Source organism: Maribacter spongiae (assembly GCF_047345125.1).
In the GTDB taxonomy this organism is placed as follows: Bacteria; Bacteroidota; Bacteroidia; order Flavobacteriales; family Flavobacteriaceae; genus Maribacter.
Genome location: NZ_JBLFEQ010000008.1, coordinates 125213 through 143560, shown reverse-complemented (window position 1 = coordinate 143560; position 18348 = coordinate 125213). Strand labels below are relative to the sequence as shown.

Genomic DNA, 18348 nt, shown 5'->3' with positions numbered 1-18348 from the left:
AGCGGGTTATAACTTTAGTATTAAAAAATATATATGAGATTAATTTATTGGGTTTTACTTTTATTAAGTATTGGTTGTAAAAATGAAAATTTTGAGAAAACGGAATTTAAAGAAACAATTAATATTGGCAAAGGAGAAAATGTGAAACTTTCAAGGGTAATGGACTCGATATCCTTTATTACTTTGGATAAAGTAAAGGTGGTAGGTGACATTTCCATGATAAAGATTGGCAATGATGGATTTTATATTCACGATAGAATAGGGAAATCAATAATAAAATTTGATATAACAGGGAAATATGTATATGAAATAAAAAAACAAGGAAGAGGTCCGGGAGAATATACAATGATTACTGATTATCTAGTTAATTCAGAAGAGTGTGTAGAAATTATTGATATAGGGAATCGTCAGCGATTATGGTTTAATCAGGAAGGGAATTATATTAAGGAAACAAAAATAAGTTCGATGGATATTTCTCATCTTTATCTCACCGACTCTATGGTAGTAGGCAGTCATCATCCAGGGGCAAGGCTTAAAAGCGATTATTTTTTTCATTTATGGAATAGAGATATGACAACATTGATAGATGGGAATCTACCGTTTGAACCTTTTAGGGACAAGTATTTGAATGGAAATGTTTATCCTTTTTCAAAATATGGAAAAACTTTAAATCTTTGTACAGATTATTCTAACATTGTCTATTCGATAAATGAACTTGGTGCTATCACCCCAAAATATGAGCTGAATTTTACTCATTACAAATGGCCTCCAATAGATGTTTACAAGAAGTATTATAATAATACTGTATTTGAATGGTCAGATGGGATGAAATCGTATGTGCAATTTCTACGTTTTATTGAATCGGAAGAAAAATCATATTTAGGTTTTTATGTGGAAGGAAATAGATATAATACATTCTATGATAAGACCAAAAAAACCTCAATTTGCGCAAAAACTTTTATTGATGATATAGGATTAGGTACCACTAATTTTGAAATTGTAGGTTTTCATAATCAATTTTGGTATGCAATAGTCAGGACTTATGAGATGGACAATCTCGATATTTTGAATAATAGAGGTGTGAATATATCGTCGGACGATGATAATCCATTTATAATTATCAAATTCAAATTAAAGTGATTATGAAGTTAAAAGGTGCCATATTATACCTGTTAATAGCTGTTCTCGCAATAACTTCTTTTGTTTTATACAAACAAAAGAATGATATAGTTGATAAAGTCAAAAAAGAAGCATCACCACTTCTAGAGCAGGACAACCGATCTCAATCCATAAGGGAAAAAGAAATTATGTTTCAAGCAAAATCTTTTTTTCCAGAGAAATGGATTTTAAATGATTACAACTATAAAAATATAGATGGCGTTGATGTTTTCTCTGATGAGACATTATTAGTTTTATTCATTCTGCCTGAGAGTTGTTCCCCCTGTCTTGAAAAGGAGTTGAAAGAACTTGACACATTTGCAAGTATGAATAAAGGTTTAAAAGATCGCATTGTAGTAATTACTTCCTATGAAGAATCCAATGAATTTAAAGCTTTTTCAAATTCACATAAACTTAAAAACATAAGACTGTATAATCGATTTGAAAATAGCGAACAATGGGCCACAGGGGCTGCATGCTACTTTATTTGGAAAAATGGGCAGGTCAGTAATATCTATATTCCTCGGATGGAGAATGGAGAATTAAATTTAAAATTTCGCCAAACAGTCCTTTCGTTAATAGAGCAGTATATGGTATTATATATAATCAATGAAGAAGAAGTTTTAAAACCAAAATCTTATATACATGATTTAGATTCACAAAGAATAGAATCTATTTCTGTTTTAGATTCTGAAAATGGGGAAAAGGAATACGGTCATAAAGGTAAAAATGGTGTCTATATAATTAAATTGTCTGAATGATACATAAATGAGTGATGTGATATCAAAGGGATTTCATATATACGAAAATAGGGTTCTTTTACTTTTGAGCTTTTTAATGAAATTGAAATGTGAAGATGGGTATTCTTCCTCTTATTGCCTTTGTAGATATAGTTAGAAAAAAATTTAAGGACAATTATAAAATCGCATAGGTACTCATTGTTTTATTTTTGAACTTCATAGGGGCCATATTATATTTTGCGATCGGTCGAGACATAAAAAGAAAGTCCATATAATTCCAATAAATATAATGCTTCTTTAACATATATTTTTTGTGCGTGTAAGTCAAATCTGACTTATATTTATACACTTTTGAATTTGGAGATAAAAAATTAATGCAATCTAATATGAAGATTCCTTTTTTTGCGGTATATGGAGCAATATTATGTATATTTTGCCTAGTTGGCTGCAAAGACACCAAATCCGTTAAAGGGGATGCCCTTGCAAAGTCCCAAGTTATTCCTCAAATAAATGAGGTCAACATCCAAATACTAAAAAAACGGCCTTTTCAAGAAGAACTGTTGGCCAATGGCAGGTTGGTAGCCTTGCAAAAAAATGTTTTAAAGTTTGAGGTAAACGGGGCTTTGGAAAAGCTATATAAAAAAAATGGTGAGAAGGCCCCAAAAGGCCAAGCCTTGGCTGTTTTGGGAAAGTTTAAATACCAACAAGCTTTTGACAAAGCCGAACTGGCCCTTAAAAAGGCGGCCCTCGACTTTGAGGACATGTTGGTAGGGCGGGGCTACGATCTGGCCCAAAAAGATAGTATCCCGAACAATATCTATGAAATGGCGGCCATCCGTTCCGGTTACCGGGAATCAAAGAACCGACTGGCCGATGCCCGTTTTGAGTTGGATGCCACTACCCTAAGAGCTCCCTTTGGAGGTAAAATAGCAAATATTCAGTACAAACAATACGAACAAGTCAATGCTGGCACAGAATTTATGACTTTGATCGACGATTCCGTTTTTGAGGTGGAGTTTTACCTCATTGAATCCGAAATGGATAAAATTAAATTGGGACAAATTGTAGAGGTACTGGCCTTTGGTTCCGAAAAGGAATATGAGGGCAGAATCACTAGCATCAACCCCTTGGTGGAAGAGAACGGCACTGTATTGGTCAAAGCCAGGATAAAGAACAATGGGGTATTGTTAGAGGGGATGAATGTTAAGGTGCGTATTCAAAAAGATGTTCTCAATCAATTTGTAGTACCCAAAGAGGCAGTTATCCTTCGGCAAAACCAGGAAGTACTCTTTAAATACCAAAGTGGAAAAACGTATTGGACCTATGTTCAGACCATCCATGAAAACAGTCGATTCTATGCCATCATTCCCCATCCCGACAAAAGTTCCGCAACTTTGGTTGAAGGCGATACCATTATCGTATCGAACAATTTGAACCTGGCCCATGATGTGGAAGTGACCATTAAATAAGAATAACAAATGAAATTGAAAAAGAAAAGCGGGATAATACATGTACTTGGAGTATTATCCTTATTATTGGGATTTGGTTCATGCGACAACGTGCCCAAAGATGTTCAAATGACACTGGATCTGGCAGGGGAAAACAGTAGTGAATTAAAAAAAGTATTTGACCACTACCAGAACCCAAAAGATAGCCTAAAACTCAAGGCCGCCCATTTTTTGATCGGGAACATGGCCAATAAATACTTTCGCCCGTACAATTCCGCCCAGAAGGAATACCTTGCCTTCTTGGATTCGCTATTGGAAAAATCGAAACACCTGTCCCATCCCGAGCTGAACACCGAAACCGTTCTCGGCTCCATTGATGCAAGATGGTCCAAAATACGGCAAGAATATAGCACGTATGCCGAAGCCCCTGTCTTCGATGTAAATGTCGTTACTTCAAAAATGCTCATCGATAACATTGACCGTTCGTTTAAAACGTGGGAGAGATCGCCACTGGCGGATCAATTTACCTTTGAAGAATTTTGTGAATATGTGCTGCCTTATCGCAATGTCCATGACGTACCGGGCAATCCGTGGAGGGAGGAGATGTCGCAAGCATTTGGATGGGCAGTGGATTCATTGGAAAGAAAGGGGTTGTCGGATACCGCCAAAATGGTCAATGACAGTCTGTACATATACTTTCACGATTCCTTTTTTAACTTTGATGAAATGCCCTTAAAAGATATGTTCAGGATAAGGTACGGCACATGTCGCCAACATTCCAGCAAGAAGATAGCGGCCTTTAGGTCTTTGGGCATACCAATCGTACAACTAAAAGGGTTGCACGGCACCTCCTGGGCGGCGGTTCCGGACACCGACAAGGGGTTCTTGGAGTGGGAATCCGGCCATGTACTGGATAAAGGGGAATACGTTGATGATTTTCGAAAGGAAAGATACTCCAAGATCTTTATGGCCACCTATAAAATACAGCCCGATCCGTTCGAAGGTGTGAATCGATATGACATTCCCCCATTATTTCAAAGAAGAGATCAAAAGGACGTTACCCAAATCCATACGGATGCCATGGATGTGGAAGTGGAACTTACCATGCCTCCACGCAGAAAAACGGATTTTGCCTACTTGTACGTGTTCAATGATGAAACAAAAAGATGGGAAGCGGCCCATTGGGGAAAGATCAAGGGTGGAAAAGTGGTTTTTGATCAGATGGGGCTGGAACGTATCTATCTTCCCACCTATTACTCTCGCGGGACTTATTATCCGGCCGGAAATCCCTTCTATTTGGACAAGGATAGGAAGGTCATTGTTCTAAAAAGCGATGTCAATGCAAAAAAGAAGGAAAGGATATATCGCAAAATTGGGCTGAACCTGATGGAGCATGTCTTTTCCGACCTAATGGTACATACAGTTTTTGAAGGTTCCAACGATAGGAGTTTTACAAATGCAACCGAACTCTTCACTATAAAGGCCAAACCGTCGCATGCAGATGAGGGCCAGGTGGAAACCCAAAAAGAATTTCGGTTCGTCAGGTACAGGGCCGAGAACAACAAAAACTTCCGGATGGAATTTTACGACAACTCCATGTACGTTGCCGAAGTGGCCTTCTACAATGGTAACGGCGAAAAGTTGAAGGGAAGCCCCATAGGGTCGTCACCAGAATCGATGGGGGATATCGGGAACGCCTTTGACGGCGATATCCGGACCAATTTCAACCATGAAGGATCCTGCTGGATAGGGCTCGACCTGGGAAGCCCCCAACGGATATCCAAGATAAAACACCTGTTTAGAAACTCCTTCAACACCATTGAACCCGGTGATGAATATGAGCTCTTGTATTGGGAGAATGAATGGAAATCGCTGGGCAGGCAAAAGGCGAGATCGGACTATTTGGAATATACCGTTCCCGGGAATCCGGTACTCTGGCTCAGGAACCTGACCAAGGGCAAGGAAGAGATGATTTTCTTTATGAAGGACGGCAAACAAATCTGGGGATAAATGGTAAACTTTCTCATCCATAGGCCCATAGCCGTATTGATGACTGCTTTAGGAGTGGTGATTCTGGGATTATTGGCCATGGGCTATGTGCCCATTTCATTGATGCCCGATATTGATGTCCCGGAGATTACAATTCAGGTAGATGGGGGTAATATGTCCGCACGTGAGTTGGAAGGTGCCGTGGTAAAACCATTGCGCTCCCATTTGGTACAGCTCCACGGCTTGGAAGATGTGAAGAGTGAGACCTCCAATGGAAGGGCCTTGATCAAGATAAAGTTTGTTCATGGCACGCCCATGGGATACGCCTTTGTGGAAGTCAATGAAAAGGTAGACCGTGCCATGGCGGGATTGCCCCGTGATCTGGAGCGTCCCAGAGTGATCAGGGCCAGTGCCACCGATATTCCCGTTTTTTATCTTAACCTTACATTAAAGGATAAGGAGGGAATTGATTCCAATGGACAAATCACCCAGGAGTTTTTGGATTTTAATCGTTTTGCCAACAAGGTGGTACGCAAACGGATCGAGCAGATTCCCGAAGTGGCCATGGTCGATATAAGTGGATTGATACACCCCCAGATTATCGTGGTGCCCGATGAGCATAAACTAATTGCCTTAGGCTTGGGACTAGGGGATTTGGAATCGGCCATAAAGAAAGAGGACCTGGAAATAGGGAGCATCCTGGTCAAGGATAGTCAATACCAGTACAACCTGCGTCTGGGGAGCACTCTATCCAATATATCGGATTTGGGCAATATACATATCCGTAAAGATGACAGGATATTCCAGCTCAAAGATTTGGCCGTTATAAAAGAACTGCCTCAAAAACGAAAAGGAGCAGTGTTACACAATGGCAAGGAAGCGGTCACCATGGCCATCATCAAACAGGATGGTGCCCGAATGGAGAATCTTAAAAAAGCTCTCGACAAATCCATGGGTTCTATGGAAAAGGACTATCCAGAGATTGATTTTTCCATTGTAAGGGACCAGACCCGTTTGTTGGACCATGCCATAGTCAGTCTGGGACAGAGCCTGTTCTGGGGAACACTCTTGGCCTTTTTGATCATGTTTCTCTTCTTAAGGGATGTAAAATCCCCTCTTTTAATCGGTATCGGCATTCCGATCTCTATGGTGGTCTGTCTATTGTTCTTCCATCTGTTCCATATTTCTGTCAATATTATTTCCCTTTCGGGGCTCATCCTGGGGATTGGTCTAATGATAGACAATTCCATCATCGTAATCGACAATATTGCCCAGTACAGGGAAATGGGGCATACACTGCCTTTGGCCTGTGTAAAAGGGGTCAATGAGGTGTTTAGGCCCTTGTTGAGCTCTGTGTTGACCACATGTGCCGTATTTATCCCGCTCATATTTTTGAGTGGTATCACCGGAGCTTTGTTCTATGATCAGGCTATGGCCATTACCATAGGGCTATGTGTATCATTGTTGGTTTCTATTACACTGTTGCCCGTACTGTACCGATTGATCCATCTGAAAAAGGGAAGGCTCTACAGAATGGGTCGGTCATTGGAAAAATGGAATAGAATTGACTACGGAACACGCTATGAAAAGGGATTTCGTGGTGTCATGAAAAAACAAGTCATGGCTTTTACGGTATTTGGCATATTGGCCCTATTGAGTGCTGTATTATTTATGATTTTGCCCAAAGAACAAATGCCAAAATTGACCAATACAGAGACTTTGGCGACCATAGATTGGAACGAACCGATCAATGTGGAAGAAGGTAAGCGTAGAATTGTCCATATGCTGGGGTCCATGGGGGACAACTTAAAGGAATATAATGCGTTGGTGGGGCAACAGCAGTTTTTGTTGGATAGGAATACCAATGCCCAATCGTCACAATCCACGCTATATCTACATGCAGGTATGGAAAATGGATTGGAGGCCATAAAAAGAAGTTTGACCAATCAACTACAGAAGGACTATTCTATGGCCATAGTGAATTTTGAAAATGTGGACAATCTTTTTACCCTTATTTTTTCTGATGATTTGGCTCCTTTGACCGCCAAAATTAGAAGTGTAGAAAATATAGGGTCTTCCCAAAATGGCCGATTGGAGAAACTCATCCATGAATTGCAGGAAAACCTACCCCATACGAGTATGCAGCCTATTGCATGGGAAGACCAAATTGCCTTATCGGCGGACCCTGAGAAAATGATAGTCTACGGAGTGTCCAAAAACCTTATGGACAATGCATTGAAAAGTGCCTTTAATGAGAAGGAGGTTCTGTCTTTGGTAGAAAATCAGGATTTTGTGCCCGTTATTTTAGGGGGCAGGGAAAAAACGATACAAGAAGTGCTTCAGGAAACTACGGTCAAGACCAATGATAGTACCTATTATAATGTGAATGATTTTCTTACCAAAGCCCATACCAAGGATTTGAGGACCATTACTGCCGGTAAGGAAGGGGAATATTACCCTGTTGACTTTTTTATAAATAGAAGACAAGAGAAAGAAGTTGTGGGTATCACAAAGTCAATAGTAGGTCAAAATCGCGACTATGACGTATCCTTTGGGGGAAGCTTGATCAACAATCGAAAATTGGTCGGGGAATTAGCAGTAGTCTTGGCCATTACCTTGCTGTTATTGTATTTTATCCTGGCATCCCAATTTGAATCCTTGGTACTGCCTTTCATTATTTTAATGGAAGTTCCCGTAGCCATGGCAGGGGCCTTTTTCTTTTTATTGATTTTTGGGATGGGGATTAATCTCATGTCCATGATCGGCATTGTGGTCATGAGCGGTATCATTATCAATGATTCCATTTTAAAAATGGACACCATCCTTCAATTGCAACGACAGGGCCATTCATTGTTACGAGCCTTGATAGTGGCAGGACAGCGGAGGCTTAAACCCATATTGATGACTAGTTTGACCACTATTTTGGCCTTGGTCCCCGTGCTCTTGACCGGAGGCTTGGGAGGAGAATTGCAAGCTCCATTGGCAGTGGCCTTGATAGGGGGCATGTTGATAGGTACTTTGGTAAGCCTCTATTTTATTCCCTTGTGTTACTATCAACTGGCAAAAAAGAAAAATTATGTGGTATAGAAAGACCTTTCCTTTCGGGAAAATGATATGCATTGTATGCATTGTTTTTTCAATGTCCGTAAAAGCACAGGAAAAAAAGACATTAACGTTGGAAATGGCCATGAAAATGGCTCATGAAAGTGCCTTGGATGCCTTTAGGGCCAAACGCCAGTATGCCGTGGGATACTGGGAATACCGTTCCTTTCAGGCCAGGTTGCTTCCAAAAGTGAACCTGGATCTGCAACCTTTTACTTTCAACCGATCTTTTGTACAACGCTATGACCCTGTCAACAATATTGATGTGTATCGTCAACAGCGTAACCTGAATACCTTCGGACAGCTTTCCATCAACCAGAACATCATGGCCACAGGGGCAACTGTGTTCGTCAATTCCACCTTTAATCGCTTTGTGAACTTCAGTGACGACGCGACTATCAAAAATTACAGTACCACCCCTGTTCGTATAGGGCTGAACCAACCATTGATGGCCTTTAATGAACTCAAATGGCAGAATAAGACAGCTGCATTGGAATATGAAAGGGCCAAAAAGGAATACATTTCCCAACAAGAGGCTTTGAACGTAAAAACAATATCCCTTTTCTTTCAATGGGCCTTGGCCAATACCAAGGTGCTGATTGCGGTCGAGAACAAAAAAAATGCCGATCGACTTTTTAAGATAGGTCAGAAACGATATCCCCTTGGAACCATAGAACGGGACGATCTCTTGAATCTGGAATTGGAGACCTTTACGGCAGACACCAACTTGGCCCAGACAGAACAACAATTACAGGAAGTGGTATCAGAATTGCAACTGTTTCTGGACCAGGGAAATCTGTCCGGGTTTGTTCCAGAACTGCCCGAAGTCATTTCCAGTATGAAGATAAGCTTGGAAGAGGCTCGGGAGATGGTCCATAGATACAATCCCGGATTATTGGATATCGGAATCAAAAAGATAAATGCAGAGCGGGATCTAGACCGTGCCATTAAGGAAAACCGCTTTGATCTCTCCATCAATGCCAGCTATGGCCTTAACCAACAGGCAGATGATTTTGCCAATGCCTATAGCAACTTTTTAGATCAGCAGTTGGTGGCCGTTCAGTTCAGCATGCCCCTGTTGGATTGGGGGGAACGCAAAGGAAATATCCAAAAAGCCCGTATGAACAAAGAATTGGCCGATATTGAAAATAAACAGGCCGAAAATGATATAGAACAGCAACTATCACAAAAAGTAAACAATTATAACCTTCAGGAAGGTCTGGTGGCGGTGGCTCTAAGGACAAGGAATATTGCCGAAGAATCCTATACCATTACAGAGCGGCGGTTCCTTTCCGGTAAGGTAGATCTGTTACGCCTATTAACGGCCCGTAGGGCATGGCAAACAGCATCGGAAAACTATGTACAGAGTTTGCAACAGTATTGGGAGTACTACCATGGGGTGCAACAGATGACCCTCTATAATTTTATGGATCGGTCCACCTTGAACGAGGATTTTGAAAAACTCCTGAGAAGATAGTTATTAAAATGAATTTTTTGGTATTAAATAGATACTCCTTGTGTTGGTGCCGTAAAAATAAAAAATGATTGAAATTCTAAAAGGGAGACGCTTGGAAACCATGTACATAAAAAAGCATTGGAGAAAAATATTTTTCTTCTTACTGCTTTCACTCTTGTTATTTCTGAGCCTTTTTTGGTTGGCTTTGATGCTCTTTGGATTGGTCGTTGTCTACGTATTGATATTCCACAACATTAAGAGGATAAGGCATAGGACGATCCATAGAATTTCCAAGGGAATTTTTTTCTTTTTGTTCATTTTTACGACCAGTATAGGGATAAAACTATTGATTGTAGACATCTATCGGATTCCCAGTAGTTCCATGGAAAACACTCTATTTCCGGGAGACGTAATTCTGGTCAACAAATTGACTTATGGCCCTAAATTACCCCGAAGTCCTTTTGAGATTTCATGGGTGAACCTATTGTTCTATATGAATGAAAAAGCACGTATGGCCATGGATGAAAACTGGTGGCCTTATAAACGGTTGAGTGGAAATCATCATATAAAGCAAGGGGATGTGTTGGTCTATCAGCTTAACCGTAATTTTTTTGTAGTCAAGCGTTGTGTGGCAGTAGCTGGGGATACACTTTCCATCGATAAGGGAAAAGTATTTATAAACAAGAAACAATATATAGAACCGGAAACCATTAAAAATACCTATCAATTGCAAATAGGGAACAAACGAAAGTTCTATCGACAACTGGATTCTTTGGCACTCCAAATATCGGTTTATCCTGACAATAAAATCCCTGGAATGCTGAAAGGTATCTTCTCCCACAAAGAAAAACGGCTATTGGAAAATCTATCGGAAGTCAAGAGAGTGGAAATGGAGCTGGATACTTTTGATATCAAAAAAGGACTTTTTGCCCTGCCAAAGGGAACTCAATGGACCCTGGACGATATGGGTTCGATGATTATACCCAAAAAGGGAATGACCGTAAAACTGGATTTCTTTACCCATACACTTTATAAAAGAGCTTTAAAGGAACACGAAAAAGTACAATTAGTTGAAAGCAACGGACATTACTATTTGGATGGAAAAAAAGTGGATCGATATATCTTTAAACAGGATTATTGCTTTGTAATGGGCGACAACCGAAAAGGTTCCATGGACTCCCGTTACATTGGTTTTGTGCCAGAGGAGAATACCATTGGTAAGGTTCAATATGTGTTGTTTTCCAATTACCAGGAAAGGTTTAATTGGGATAGATTTTTTAAAAATATAGATGATATACAATGAAGCGTTATTTATCTTCCTTCAGTATCATTACCACTTTTGTGGCCCTATCCATTATAGGAATCTGTCTGGTGCCATTTCTCAATGTACAGCTGACCAGTGACCGCAGTACGCCATCTCTTTCCGTAAGTTATTCCTGGCCCAATGCTTCGGCCAAGGTCATGGAACAGGAAGTGACTTCCAAATTGGAAGGACTGTTTAATGTAGTGCAGGGGGTAAAGGAAATCAATTCCACCTCCCAAAAGGGGAACGGTCGTATCAACATAGGATTCAAGAAGGGGACGGATATGGATGCCGTACGTTTTGAGGTGGCCAATCTAATTCGTCAGGCCTATCCCAAACTGCCATTGGGAGTGGGGTATCCGGCCCTCTCCATCAGTGCTGCTTCTGAAGGAAATTCCCCTATTTTGTCCTACAGCATCAATTCCAACGAAAGTCCCTATTACATCAAAAAATATGCGGATGACCACATTTTGCCCAAATTGTCTTATATCAAAGGAGTGGCAAGAGCCGATGTATATGGGGCCTCCCCGTACGAATGGGCCATTACCTACAGTGCCGATAGGTTGCTCCGATTGAAGCTGTCGGTCGAAGAAGTAGGTGGTGCCATAAATGGGTACCTGCAAAAAAACGAACTGGGTGTAGGCATTGTCTATGAATCGGACGAACAAAAGAGTCTGCACGAACTGGCCGTACAGCTTTTGTACAGACCTGTCAAGGAGCTGGACTGGGAGAAGATTCCCATCAAAAAAACCGGGAATCGGATGATATATTTAGGAGATATTGCCCAAATACGTTTTAAAGAAGGGCCGGTAAACGCCTATTATCGAATTAATGGATTGAACACCCTGAACATGGTCATCTATCCCGAGAAAGGAGTAAATACCATTCAACTCGCCAAGACTGTTAGGGAAGAGATAAACCAGTTAAAGACCGATCTGGATTCGGGCTACCAAATCAAACTGACCCAGGATACCACGGAGTTCCTAGTAGAGGAACTGCAAAAAATAGAGTTACGGACCTTATTTTCACTGTTTATACTCTTGGTGCTTGTCATTGTAGTGTACCGAAACCTAAAATACCTGATCGTTCTTTTTCTAGGCATCGCAGTGAACCTTTTGGTGGCCGTTATTTTTTATTACGCTTTGGACATCCAATTACAACTCTACTCCTTTGCAGGCATTACCATTTCGTTTGGGATTATCATTGACAATAGTATTGTTATGATGGACCATTTGCGGAACAAGAGGAACAAAAAAGCTTTCTGGGCAATTTTGGCAGCCACCCTGACCACTATTGGAGCCGTGTTGGTCATCTTTTTATTAGAAGAAAGTCAACGTTTGAATCTTTGGGACTTTGCGCTGGTCATTGCCATAAACATCGGGGTTTCGTTGCTTATATCCTTCCATTTTATACCGGCCCTTTTGGATAAGTTCGAAATAGTGGAAAAACGAAAACATTTTTCCAGAAAACGAAAGCGAAGGATTGTCCATTTTACCAAGGGGTATGCACGTGTGATGGGCCTTTTTAAAAGACCATTGCCCAAATGGGTATTATTGGCCCTTTTCGTACTCGGTTTTGGCCTACCATTACATTTAGCCCCACAAAAAATAGAGGGTGAAGGCTTTTGGCGAGAGCTATACAATGACACCATGGGTAACGAGTGGTTTTCCAACGAGATACGCCCTATTCTGGAAAAAACCATTGGCGGTACATTGCGATTGTTTACAGAAAATGTGTTTGAGAATTCCTATTATGCCGAACCGGAGCGCACCACATTACGGGTCACCGGTGCCATGCCGGAAGGTTGTACCATACAGCAGTTGGATGTGGCCGTACAAAAAATGGAGCAGTACATAATTTCCTTTGACGAAGTGGAACTTTTTGAAACCCGGGTTACAAGTTACAGAAACTCCAATATCAATATCTATTTTAAAGAAGAATATGAATTCGGATCGTTTCCTTATACACTAAAAAGTCTTTTGGAGGCGAAGTCCATAAGCCTTGGTGGGTTGGACTGGACGGTGAGCGGTGTCGGAAGGGGCTTTTCCAATGCCCTGGGCACGGGCTACAAGAGTGAGCGGATTATCTTGCAAGGATATAACTATGATAAGCTATACCGCTATGCGGAAATTTTAAAAGAGCAATTAAAAAAAGAGTCCGACGGACGGGTAAAGGAGGTTGAAATTGGCAGTGGTGAATGGGGCGATAGTCCTTTATTCGAATACTACCTTGATTTTGATGGAGAGCGTTTGGCCTTGGCCGATATTTCAAAATCACAACTTTATGGATCTCTCAAGGACAGATTGCATTCAGGCCAGTTGCAATCGGTAATCAATGATAATGAGTTACAACAGGTAAAGTTGATGTCCAATACATATGCAAAATTCAATGTCTGGGACTTAAAACAAACTCCTATTACCTTGAACGGCAACGAATATAAATTAAAGGAATTGGTTACCATAACCAAACGGAAGAGCGGAAATACCATTAAAAAAATCAATCAAAACTATCGTTTGGTCATTTCCTATAATTTTATAGGGACCCAACCTTTGGCCAAAAAGTTCAAGGATGGGCAAATAGAGGAATTTTCTGCCTTATTGCCCATAGGCTATGAAGTGTTGGCCCCGCAATACAACGGTTGGTGGAACAAAAACGACAAAAAACAATATTATTACCTGTTTGTCATCGTGGTAATCATCTTTTTTATTTGTGCCATATTGCTCGAATCATTAAAGCTACCTCTGGCCATTATTAGCATGGTGCCCATTTCGTTCGTGGGGGTGTTCCTTACCTTTTATTGGTTCGACTTTAACTTTGACCAAGGGGGATATGCCTCATTCATTTTGTTGAGCGGTATTAGTGTGAACTCAGCTCTTTATATCATCAACGATTTCAATAATTTAAAAAAACGGAACCCCCACAAAAATGTTGTATCAATTTATTTCAAAGCGTTCAATTATAAGATCATACCCGTTCTGCTAACCATAGTCTCTACCATTGTGGGCCTTATTCCCTTTGTATTCGACGGACAGAACGAGGTATTCTGGTTTGCATTTGCTGCCGGATCAATCGGCGGACTGGTTTTCTCCCTTATTGGAATCTTTTTGTACTTGCCTTTATTTATTATCAAAAAGTCAGGTGTAGTTCGAGATATGAATGCTGGTCAATTTTTATATAGTAAGGGTAAATCACATCCATAATGAAATCAAATCATATATGGTTTAGCAATTTTCAATCGATTTTTGAAATATTCATATACTTATATTGAACAAAATAAATTTTCTCAATATTATAAAGACAGTATACAGAACGTGCACCATACGATGCAGGAATAACATTTTATAAAATGATAAAAAGGAGGTTGGTCAACCTCCCTTTCAGCTCAGATTATTGGGTGGTTGTAATTCCCATACAATACAATCGACTTATTGGTAAACCGATTATTATGAGAAATATCTTCCTTCTGCTCATTATTATTATTCCTGTTGCCCTTACCGCCCAGCAAATGAGTGGAGAAAAACTCGGAGAGCTCATTACCCAAGTATCGGATACTACCATTGTGAATGGCAATGCCTACCAATTCCTATACAAAGAACGCCCTCTGATCTGTGTTTATGATACCAATGCCAATAGGATGCGGATAATTTCTCCGATCATAGAACGGAAAGAAATTGAGGAGGATCAACTCTTAAATGCCATGGTCGCTAATTTTCATTCTGCCCTGGACGTTAAATATGCCTTGAGCGATGAAATCATTTGGTCCGTTTTTATACATCCGTTAAAAGAACTTTCCGAACATCAGGTCTTGGATGCCATAGATCAGGTATATGCCGCAGCGGCAACCTTTGGAACCTCTTATTCCAGCACTTCCATGGTATTTCCGGGAAACACCAAAAAGAAAGAGGAGCCAGAGGAGCCACCGGTCAAAAAATTAATAGAACGAAATCGTGGCTAAAAACTATATTCGGGTACTTTGCCCTTCACATCTTTAAAAAAAATTTTATAGTCCTTAAAATCCGTATTCCTATCCCCTGAAATAAAATGGGGTTCGGAAATCTTGATTTCCTTTTTACCATAGTCAAAGGCCACAAGAACGATAGGAACCTGAGCTGTTTTTGCAATGTAGTAGAATCCCGTTTTCCATTGTTTTACTTTTTTACGTGTTCCTTCAGGTGATAATGCCAATCGGAATTTCTTACGTTGCCTGAAAATTTCTGCCGTGACGTTAACGGTATCATTGTTCTTACTACGGTCAATGGGCGCACCGCCCGTCCATCTAAAAAACCACCCAAAAGGAGAATCAAAAAGACTCTTTTTGCCGATATAATTGATTTCCTCGTTCCACACCTTGCGAATGAGCAGTCCCAATAAAAAATCCCACCAACTGGTATGGGGCACTACTATAATAACGCATTTGGCCAAATAGGAAGGAAACTCTCCCTTGAGCGACCATCCCAATACCTTAAAATAAATGAACTTGGCAAGACCCCTCATTGTATATTTTTAAATAGACCCTATTTAGTTCCTTGACATGTATATAGGCAGGCATGTACTCATCTCTCAAAGGGTATATTAACAACACAGCAATAAAGTCGTCATCTAAATTTTACGATAAATGGATTTTAATTTCCCGACCGTAATGATAGTTTTCCAATTTTCCCCCAATGCATTTTCCCACAATGGCTCCATCCCTAAGGCTATAGCAGCCATTTTATCAAATTCGGATTCGGACAAATGTCCGCATATCCCCTTAGGCAGTTCAATACCGTGTTTTTCCATCATTTTATGAAATAGGGCAACACCTTCTGGATAAAACGCTTCCAAATGTTGAAACACCAAACAATTACCTATACCATGCTTTATCTTTAAAAGATACCCCAGGCCATAGCTCATGGCATGTGCGATACCTACCTGTGAATAAGCAATGCTCATACCTCCATGCCAAGAGGCCATCATAAGTTTGTCCCTGGATTTATCTTCAGGTAAATCTGTTAAAAACACTTCTTTACAAAGGTCAAGGGCCTTTTCCCCATAGCTTTGGCTAAAGGCGTTCAAATAGGTTCCATTTAAGGATTCCACACAATGGATATAGCAATCCATTCCTGTATAGAACCATTGTTTTGGATCAACGCCTTTCGTTAATTCGGGGTCAAGGATTACTTGATCAAAGGTGGTATGATCTGAATTTATACCCAGTTTTTTATCGGGCCCCAAAAGTACGGTAGTTCTGGAAACCTCGGCTCCGGTACCACTGATCGTGGGTATCCCCACATGATAAACGGACTTCTTATTGACCAAGTCCCAACCTTGGTAATCTGCCGCCCTTCCTTTATTGGTCATTAAAATAGCAACGGCCTTTGCGAGATCTAAAAGTGTACCGCCGCCTATACCAATAATGCCGGAAGGCGGTGCGGAAAATTCCTTGCGGATCATTTTGACCAGGGCATCTACCTGCGCTGTTTTAGGTTCTTCATCCGCTGAAATAAAAATAATCTGATCACAAAATATTTTCGGGATGCGGGCCGGAAGCCCGGTTCCTTCAAAAACATCGTCCACCAAATAGATCATAGGGGCTTCCGAGTGTTTTCTCTTGGGCATTAGAATATCTCCAAGACGGTCAAAACTTCCATTGCCAAAGACCACTCTTGGCACCATGGGAAAATTCCTGTATTGTTCCGAAGCTTTAGTAGGTATCTTCTTCAATGTTATTTCTTTTTTTAACTCCATTCTTACTTTTAAAGGTACTGTAATATCTTTTTCAAGGAATTAATACCCATATATCCTGTTTTTTGTTCAGGTTCGGCTATTTCTTCATGTTTCCATGTGGTATGAAAAGGAACATGTATAGCCTTAGCACCGATATTCACGATAGGCAGAACATCCGATTTTAAGGAATTGCCGATCATTAAAAACTCTTTTACATCAATATTCAAATGCTCCAACAAATCTCTATAATTCTTTTCTTTTTTGTCGCTCAATACTTCTACATGATGAAAGTACTTGGAAAGGCCCGAGCGTTCCAGTTTTCGTTCCTGATCGAGCAAATCACCTTTGGTCAAGACAATCAATCTATATTTACCTTGTAATTTATTCAAAATTTCTTCTATCCCATCCAACAATTCCACGGGATGTGCGATCATCTTTTTACCAAGATTCAATATTTCCAAAAGCGTTGCTTGAGAAATCCCATTATTTGACAATTCCAGGGCAGATTCTATCATGGACAGCATAAAACCCTTGATACCGTAACCGTACAGCTCCAGATTTTTCATTTCCATTTTAAAGAGTTCCTGGTCTATTTTGTTTCTGGTCTCATAATCTTCCAGAAGTTTGGAAAATTTTTCTTCTGTCTCCCTAAAATAGGTTTCGTTCACCCAAAGTGTATCATCGGCATCAAACCCAATGACTTTTATTCCCTTAAAATCTATCTCCATGCGGCCTGTGCCCTCTTTAAATCTTCGGGCGTATCTATTTCGATCCCTTGAACCGAGGTCTCTACCATTTTTATTTTCTTCCCGTACTCCAGATAACGTATGGCCTCGATCTTTTCCGTGGCTTCCAATTGCAACATGGGCAAACGTTGAAAGTCCATCAAAGCCCTCTTTCTAAAAGCATAGATCCCTTTATGCTTGTAGTGTACGGTACGGTCATTTTTTGACCTTGGATGCGGTATGGGCGCCCTTGAAAAATAAAGGGCGAAATTTCTATTGTCCACAATTACCTTTACCGTATTGGGATTGTTTATTTCATTCTCATCGGTAATCTTTACCATTAAAGAGGCCAAATCTATTTCGTTGTCCACATCCTCTTGAAAAACCTCCATGACCCCGGCCAAACTCTCACGGTCCGTAAAAGGTTCGTCGCCCTGAACATTTACAATAATATCAACATCCATATTCATGACCGCTTCCGCAATACGGTCACTCCCACAATCGTGTTCCTTTAGGCTCATAATAGCCTTACCCCCTTCTCCGGTAATAGTGTCATAAATGGCATCACTGTCCGTAACCACATATACATCGTCAAAAAGCCCCGTCTTCATAGCCGCTTCATAGGTTCTAACAATTACAGGTTTTCCGTGTAGGTCCTGCATTAATTTTGCCGGAAACCGGGAAGCCGCATATCTGGCGGGTATCATTGCAATAATCTTCA

At 40.5% G+C, this 18348-nt stretch carries 13 protein-coding genes and 1 pseudogene; 10 read left to right on the top strand and 4 right to left on the bottom strand.

Annotated features, from left to right (window positions below; all coding sequences use genetic code 11):
• Window positions 1-33: 33 nt before the first annotated feature.
• The 10 genes and pseudogenes from ACKWB9_RS12415 to ACKWB9_RS12370 all read left to right on the top strand — a co-directional run bounded on the left by ACKWB9_RS12415 (window position 34) and on the right by ACKWB9_RS12370 (window position 15151).
• Window positions 34-1140, top strand: a complete 1107-nt coding sequence (locus ACKWB9_RS12415; RefSeq protein ID WP_414003341.1) for a 6-bladed beta-propeller — start codon at window positions 34-36, stop codon at window positions 1138-1140.
• A 2-nt stretch (window positions 1141-1142) separates the two neighbouring features.
• The gene (locus ACKWB9_RS12410; protein ID WP_414003340.1) at window positions 1143-1919 is read left to right on the top strand and encodes a hypothetical protein; all 777 of its coding nucleotides are present in this window, start codon (window positions 1143-1145) and stop codon (window positions 1917-1919) included.
• 173 nt (window positions 1920-2092) lie between these two features.
• A pseudogene (locus tag ACKWB9_RS12405) lies at window positions 2093-2173 on the top strand (hypothetical protein); the annotation flags it as partial.
• Between the two features lie 111 nt (window positions 2174-2284).
• Window positions 2285-3367 carry an efflux RND transporter periplasmic adaptor subunit gene (locus ACKWB9_RS12400; RefSeq protein WP_414003339.1) on the top strand — a complete coding sequence of 361 codons (1083 nt, stop codon included), beginning with the start codon at window positions 2285-2287 and terminating at the stop codon, window positions 3365-3367.
• Window positions 3368-3376: 9 nt separating this feature from the next.
• On the top strand, window positions 3377-5356 hold the full coding sequence (locus ACKWB9_RS12395) for a discoidin domain-containing protein (protein WP_414003338.1): 1980 nt from the start codon (window positions 3377-3379) through the stop codon (window positions 5354-5356).
• On the top strand, window positions 5357-8422 hold the full coding sequence (locus ACKWB9_RS12390) for an efflux RND transporter permease subunit (RefSeq protein WP_414003337.1): 3066 nt from the start codon (window positions 5357-5359) through the stop codon (window positions 8420-8422).
• On the top strand, window positions 8412-9914 hold the full coding sequence (locus ACKWB9_RS12385; RefSeq protein WP_414003336.1) for a TolC family protein: 1503 nt from the start codon (window positions 8412-8414) through the stop codon (window positions 9912-9914). Before ACKWB9_RS12390 ends, ACKWB9_RS12385 begins: the two co-directional genes overlap by 11 nt.
• A gap of 64 nt (window positions 9915-9978) precedes the next feature.
• Complete coding sequence (gene lepB, locus ACKWB9_RS12380; RefSeq protein ID WP_414003335.1) at window positions 9979-11196, top strand: signal peptidase I; 1218 nt, start codon at window positions 9979-9981, stop codon at window positions 11194-11196.
• A complete protein-coding gene (locus tag ACKWB9_RS12375; protein ID WP_414003334.1) occupies window positions 11193-14396 on the top strand; it encodes an efflux RND transporter permease subunit in 3204 nt (1067 codons plus the stop codon). The genes lepB and ACKWB9_RS12375 overlap by 4 nt, the downstream gene beginning before the upstream one ends.
• 245 nt (window positions 14397-14641) lie before the next feature.
• Window positions 14642-15151, top strand: coding sequence for a hypothetical protein (locus tag ACKWB9_RS12370; RefSeq protein WP_414003333.1), 510 nt, complete (start codon window positions 14642-14644; stop codon window positions 15149-15151).
• Here the strand turns inward: ACKWB9_RS12370 and ACKWB9_RS12365 are convergent.
• The 4 genes from ACKWB9_RS12365 to kdsB form a co-directional block, all read right to left on the bottom strand.
• Window positions 15148-15690: a 1-acyl-sn-glycerol-3-phosphate acyltransferase gene (locus ACKWB9_RS12365; protein WP_414003332.1), complete on the bottom strand. Its 543-nt coding sequence runs from the start codon at window positions 15688-15690 to the stop codon at window positions 15148-15150. The genes ACKWB9_RS12370 and ACKWB9_RS12365 overlap by 4 nt on opposite strands.
• 105 nt (window positions 15691-15795) lie before the next feature.
• On the bottom strand, window positions 15796-16923 hold the full coding sequence (locus tag ACKWB9_RS12360) for an iron-containing alcohol dehydrogenase family protein (RefSeq protein WP_414003331.1): 1128 nt from the start codon (window positions 16921-16923) through the stop codon (window positions 15796-15798).
• An 8-nt stretch (window positions 16924-16931) separates the two neighbouring features.
• Entirely contained in the window at window positions 16932-17630 is a 699-nt protein-coding gene (locus ACKWB9_RS12355; RefSeq protein WP_414003330.1) for an HAD family hydrolase, read from the bottom strand.
• Complete coding sequence (gene kdsB, locus ACKWB9_RS12350; protein ID WP_414003360.1) at window positions 17621-18334, bottom strand: 3-deoxy-manno-octulosonate cytidylyltransferase; 714 nt, start codon at window positions 18332-18334, stop codon at window positions 17621-17623. The genes ACKWB9_RS12355 and kdsB overlap by 10 nt, the downstream gene beginning before the upstream one ends.
• Window positions 18335-18348 lie beyond the last annotated feature (14 nt).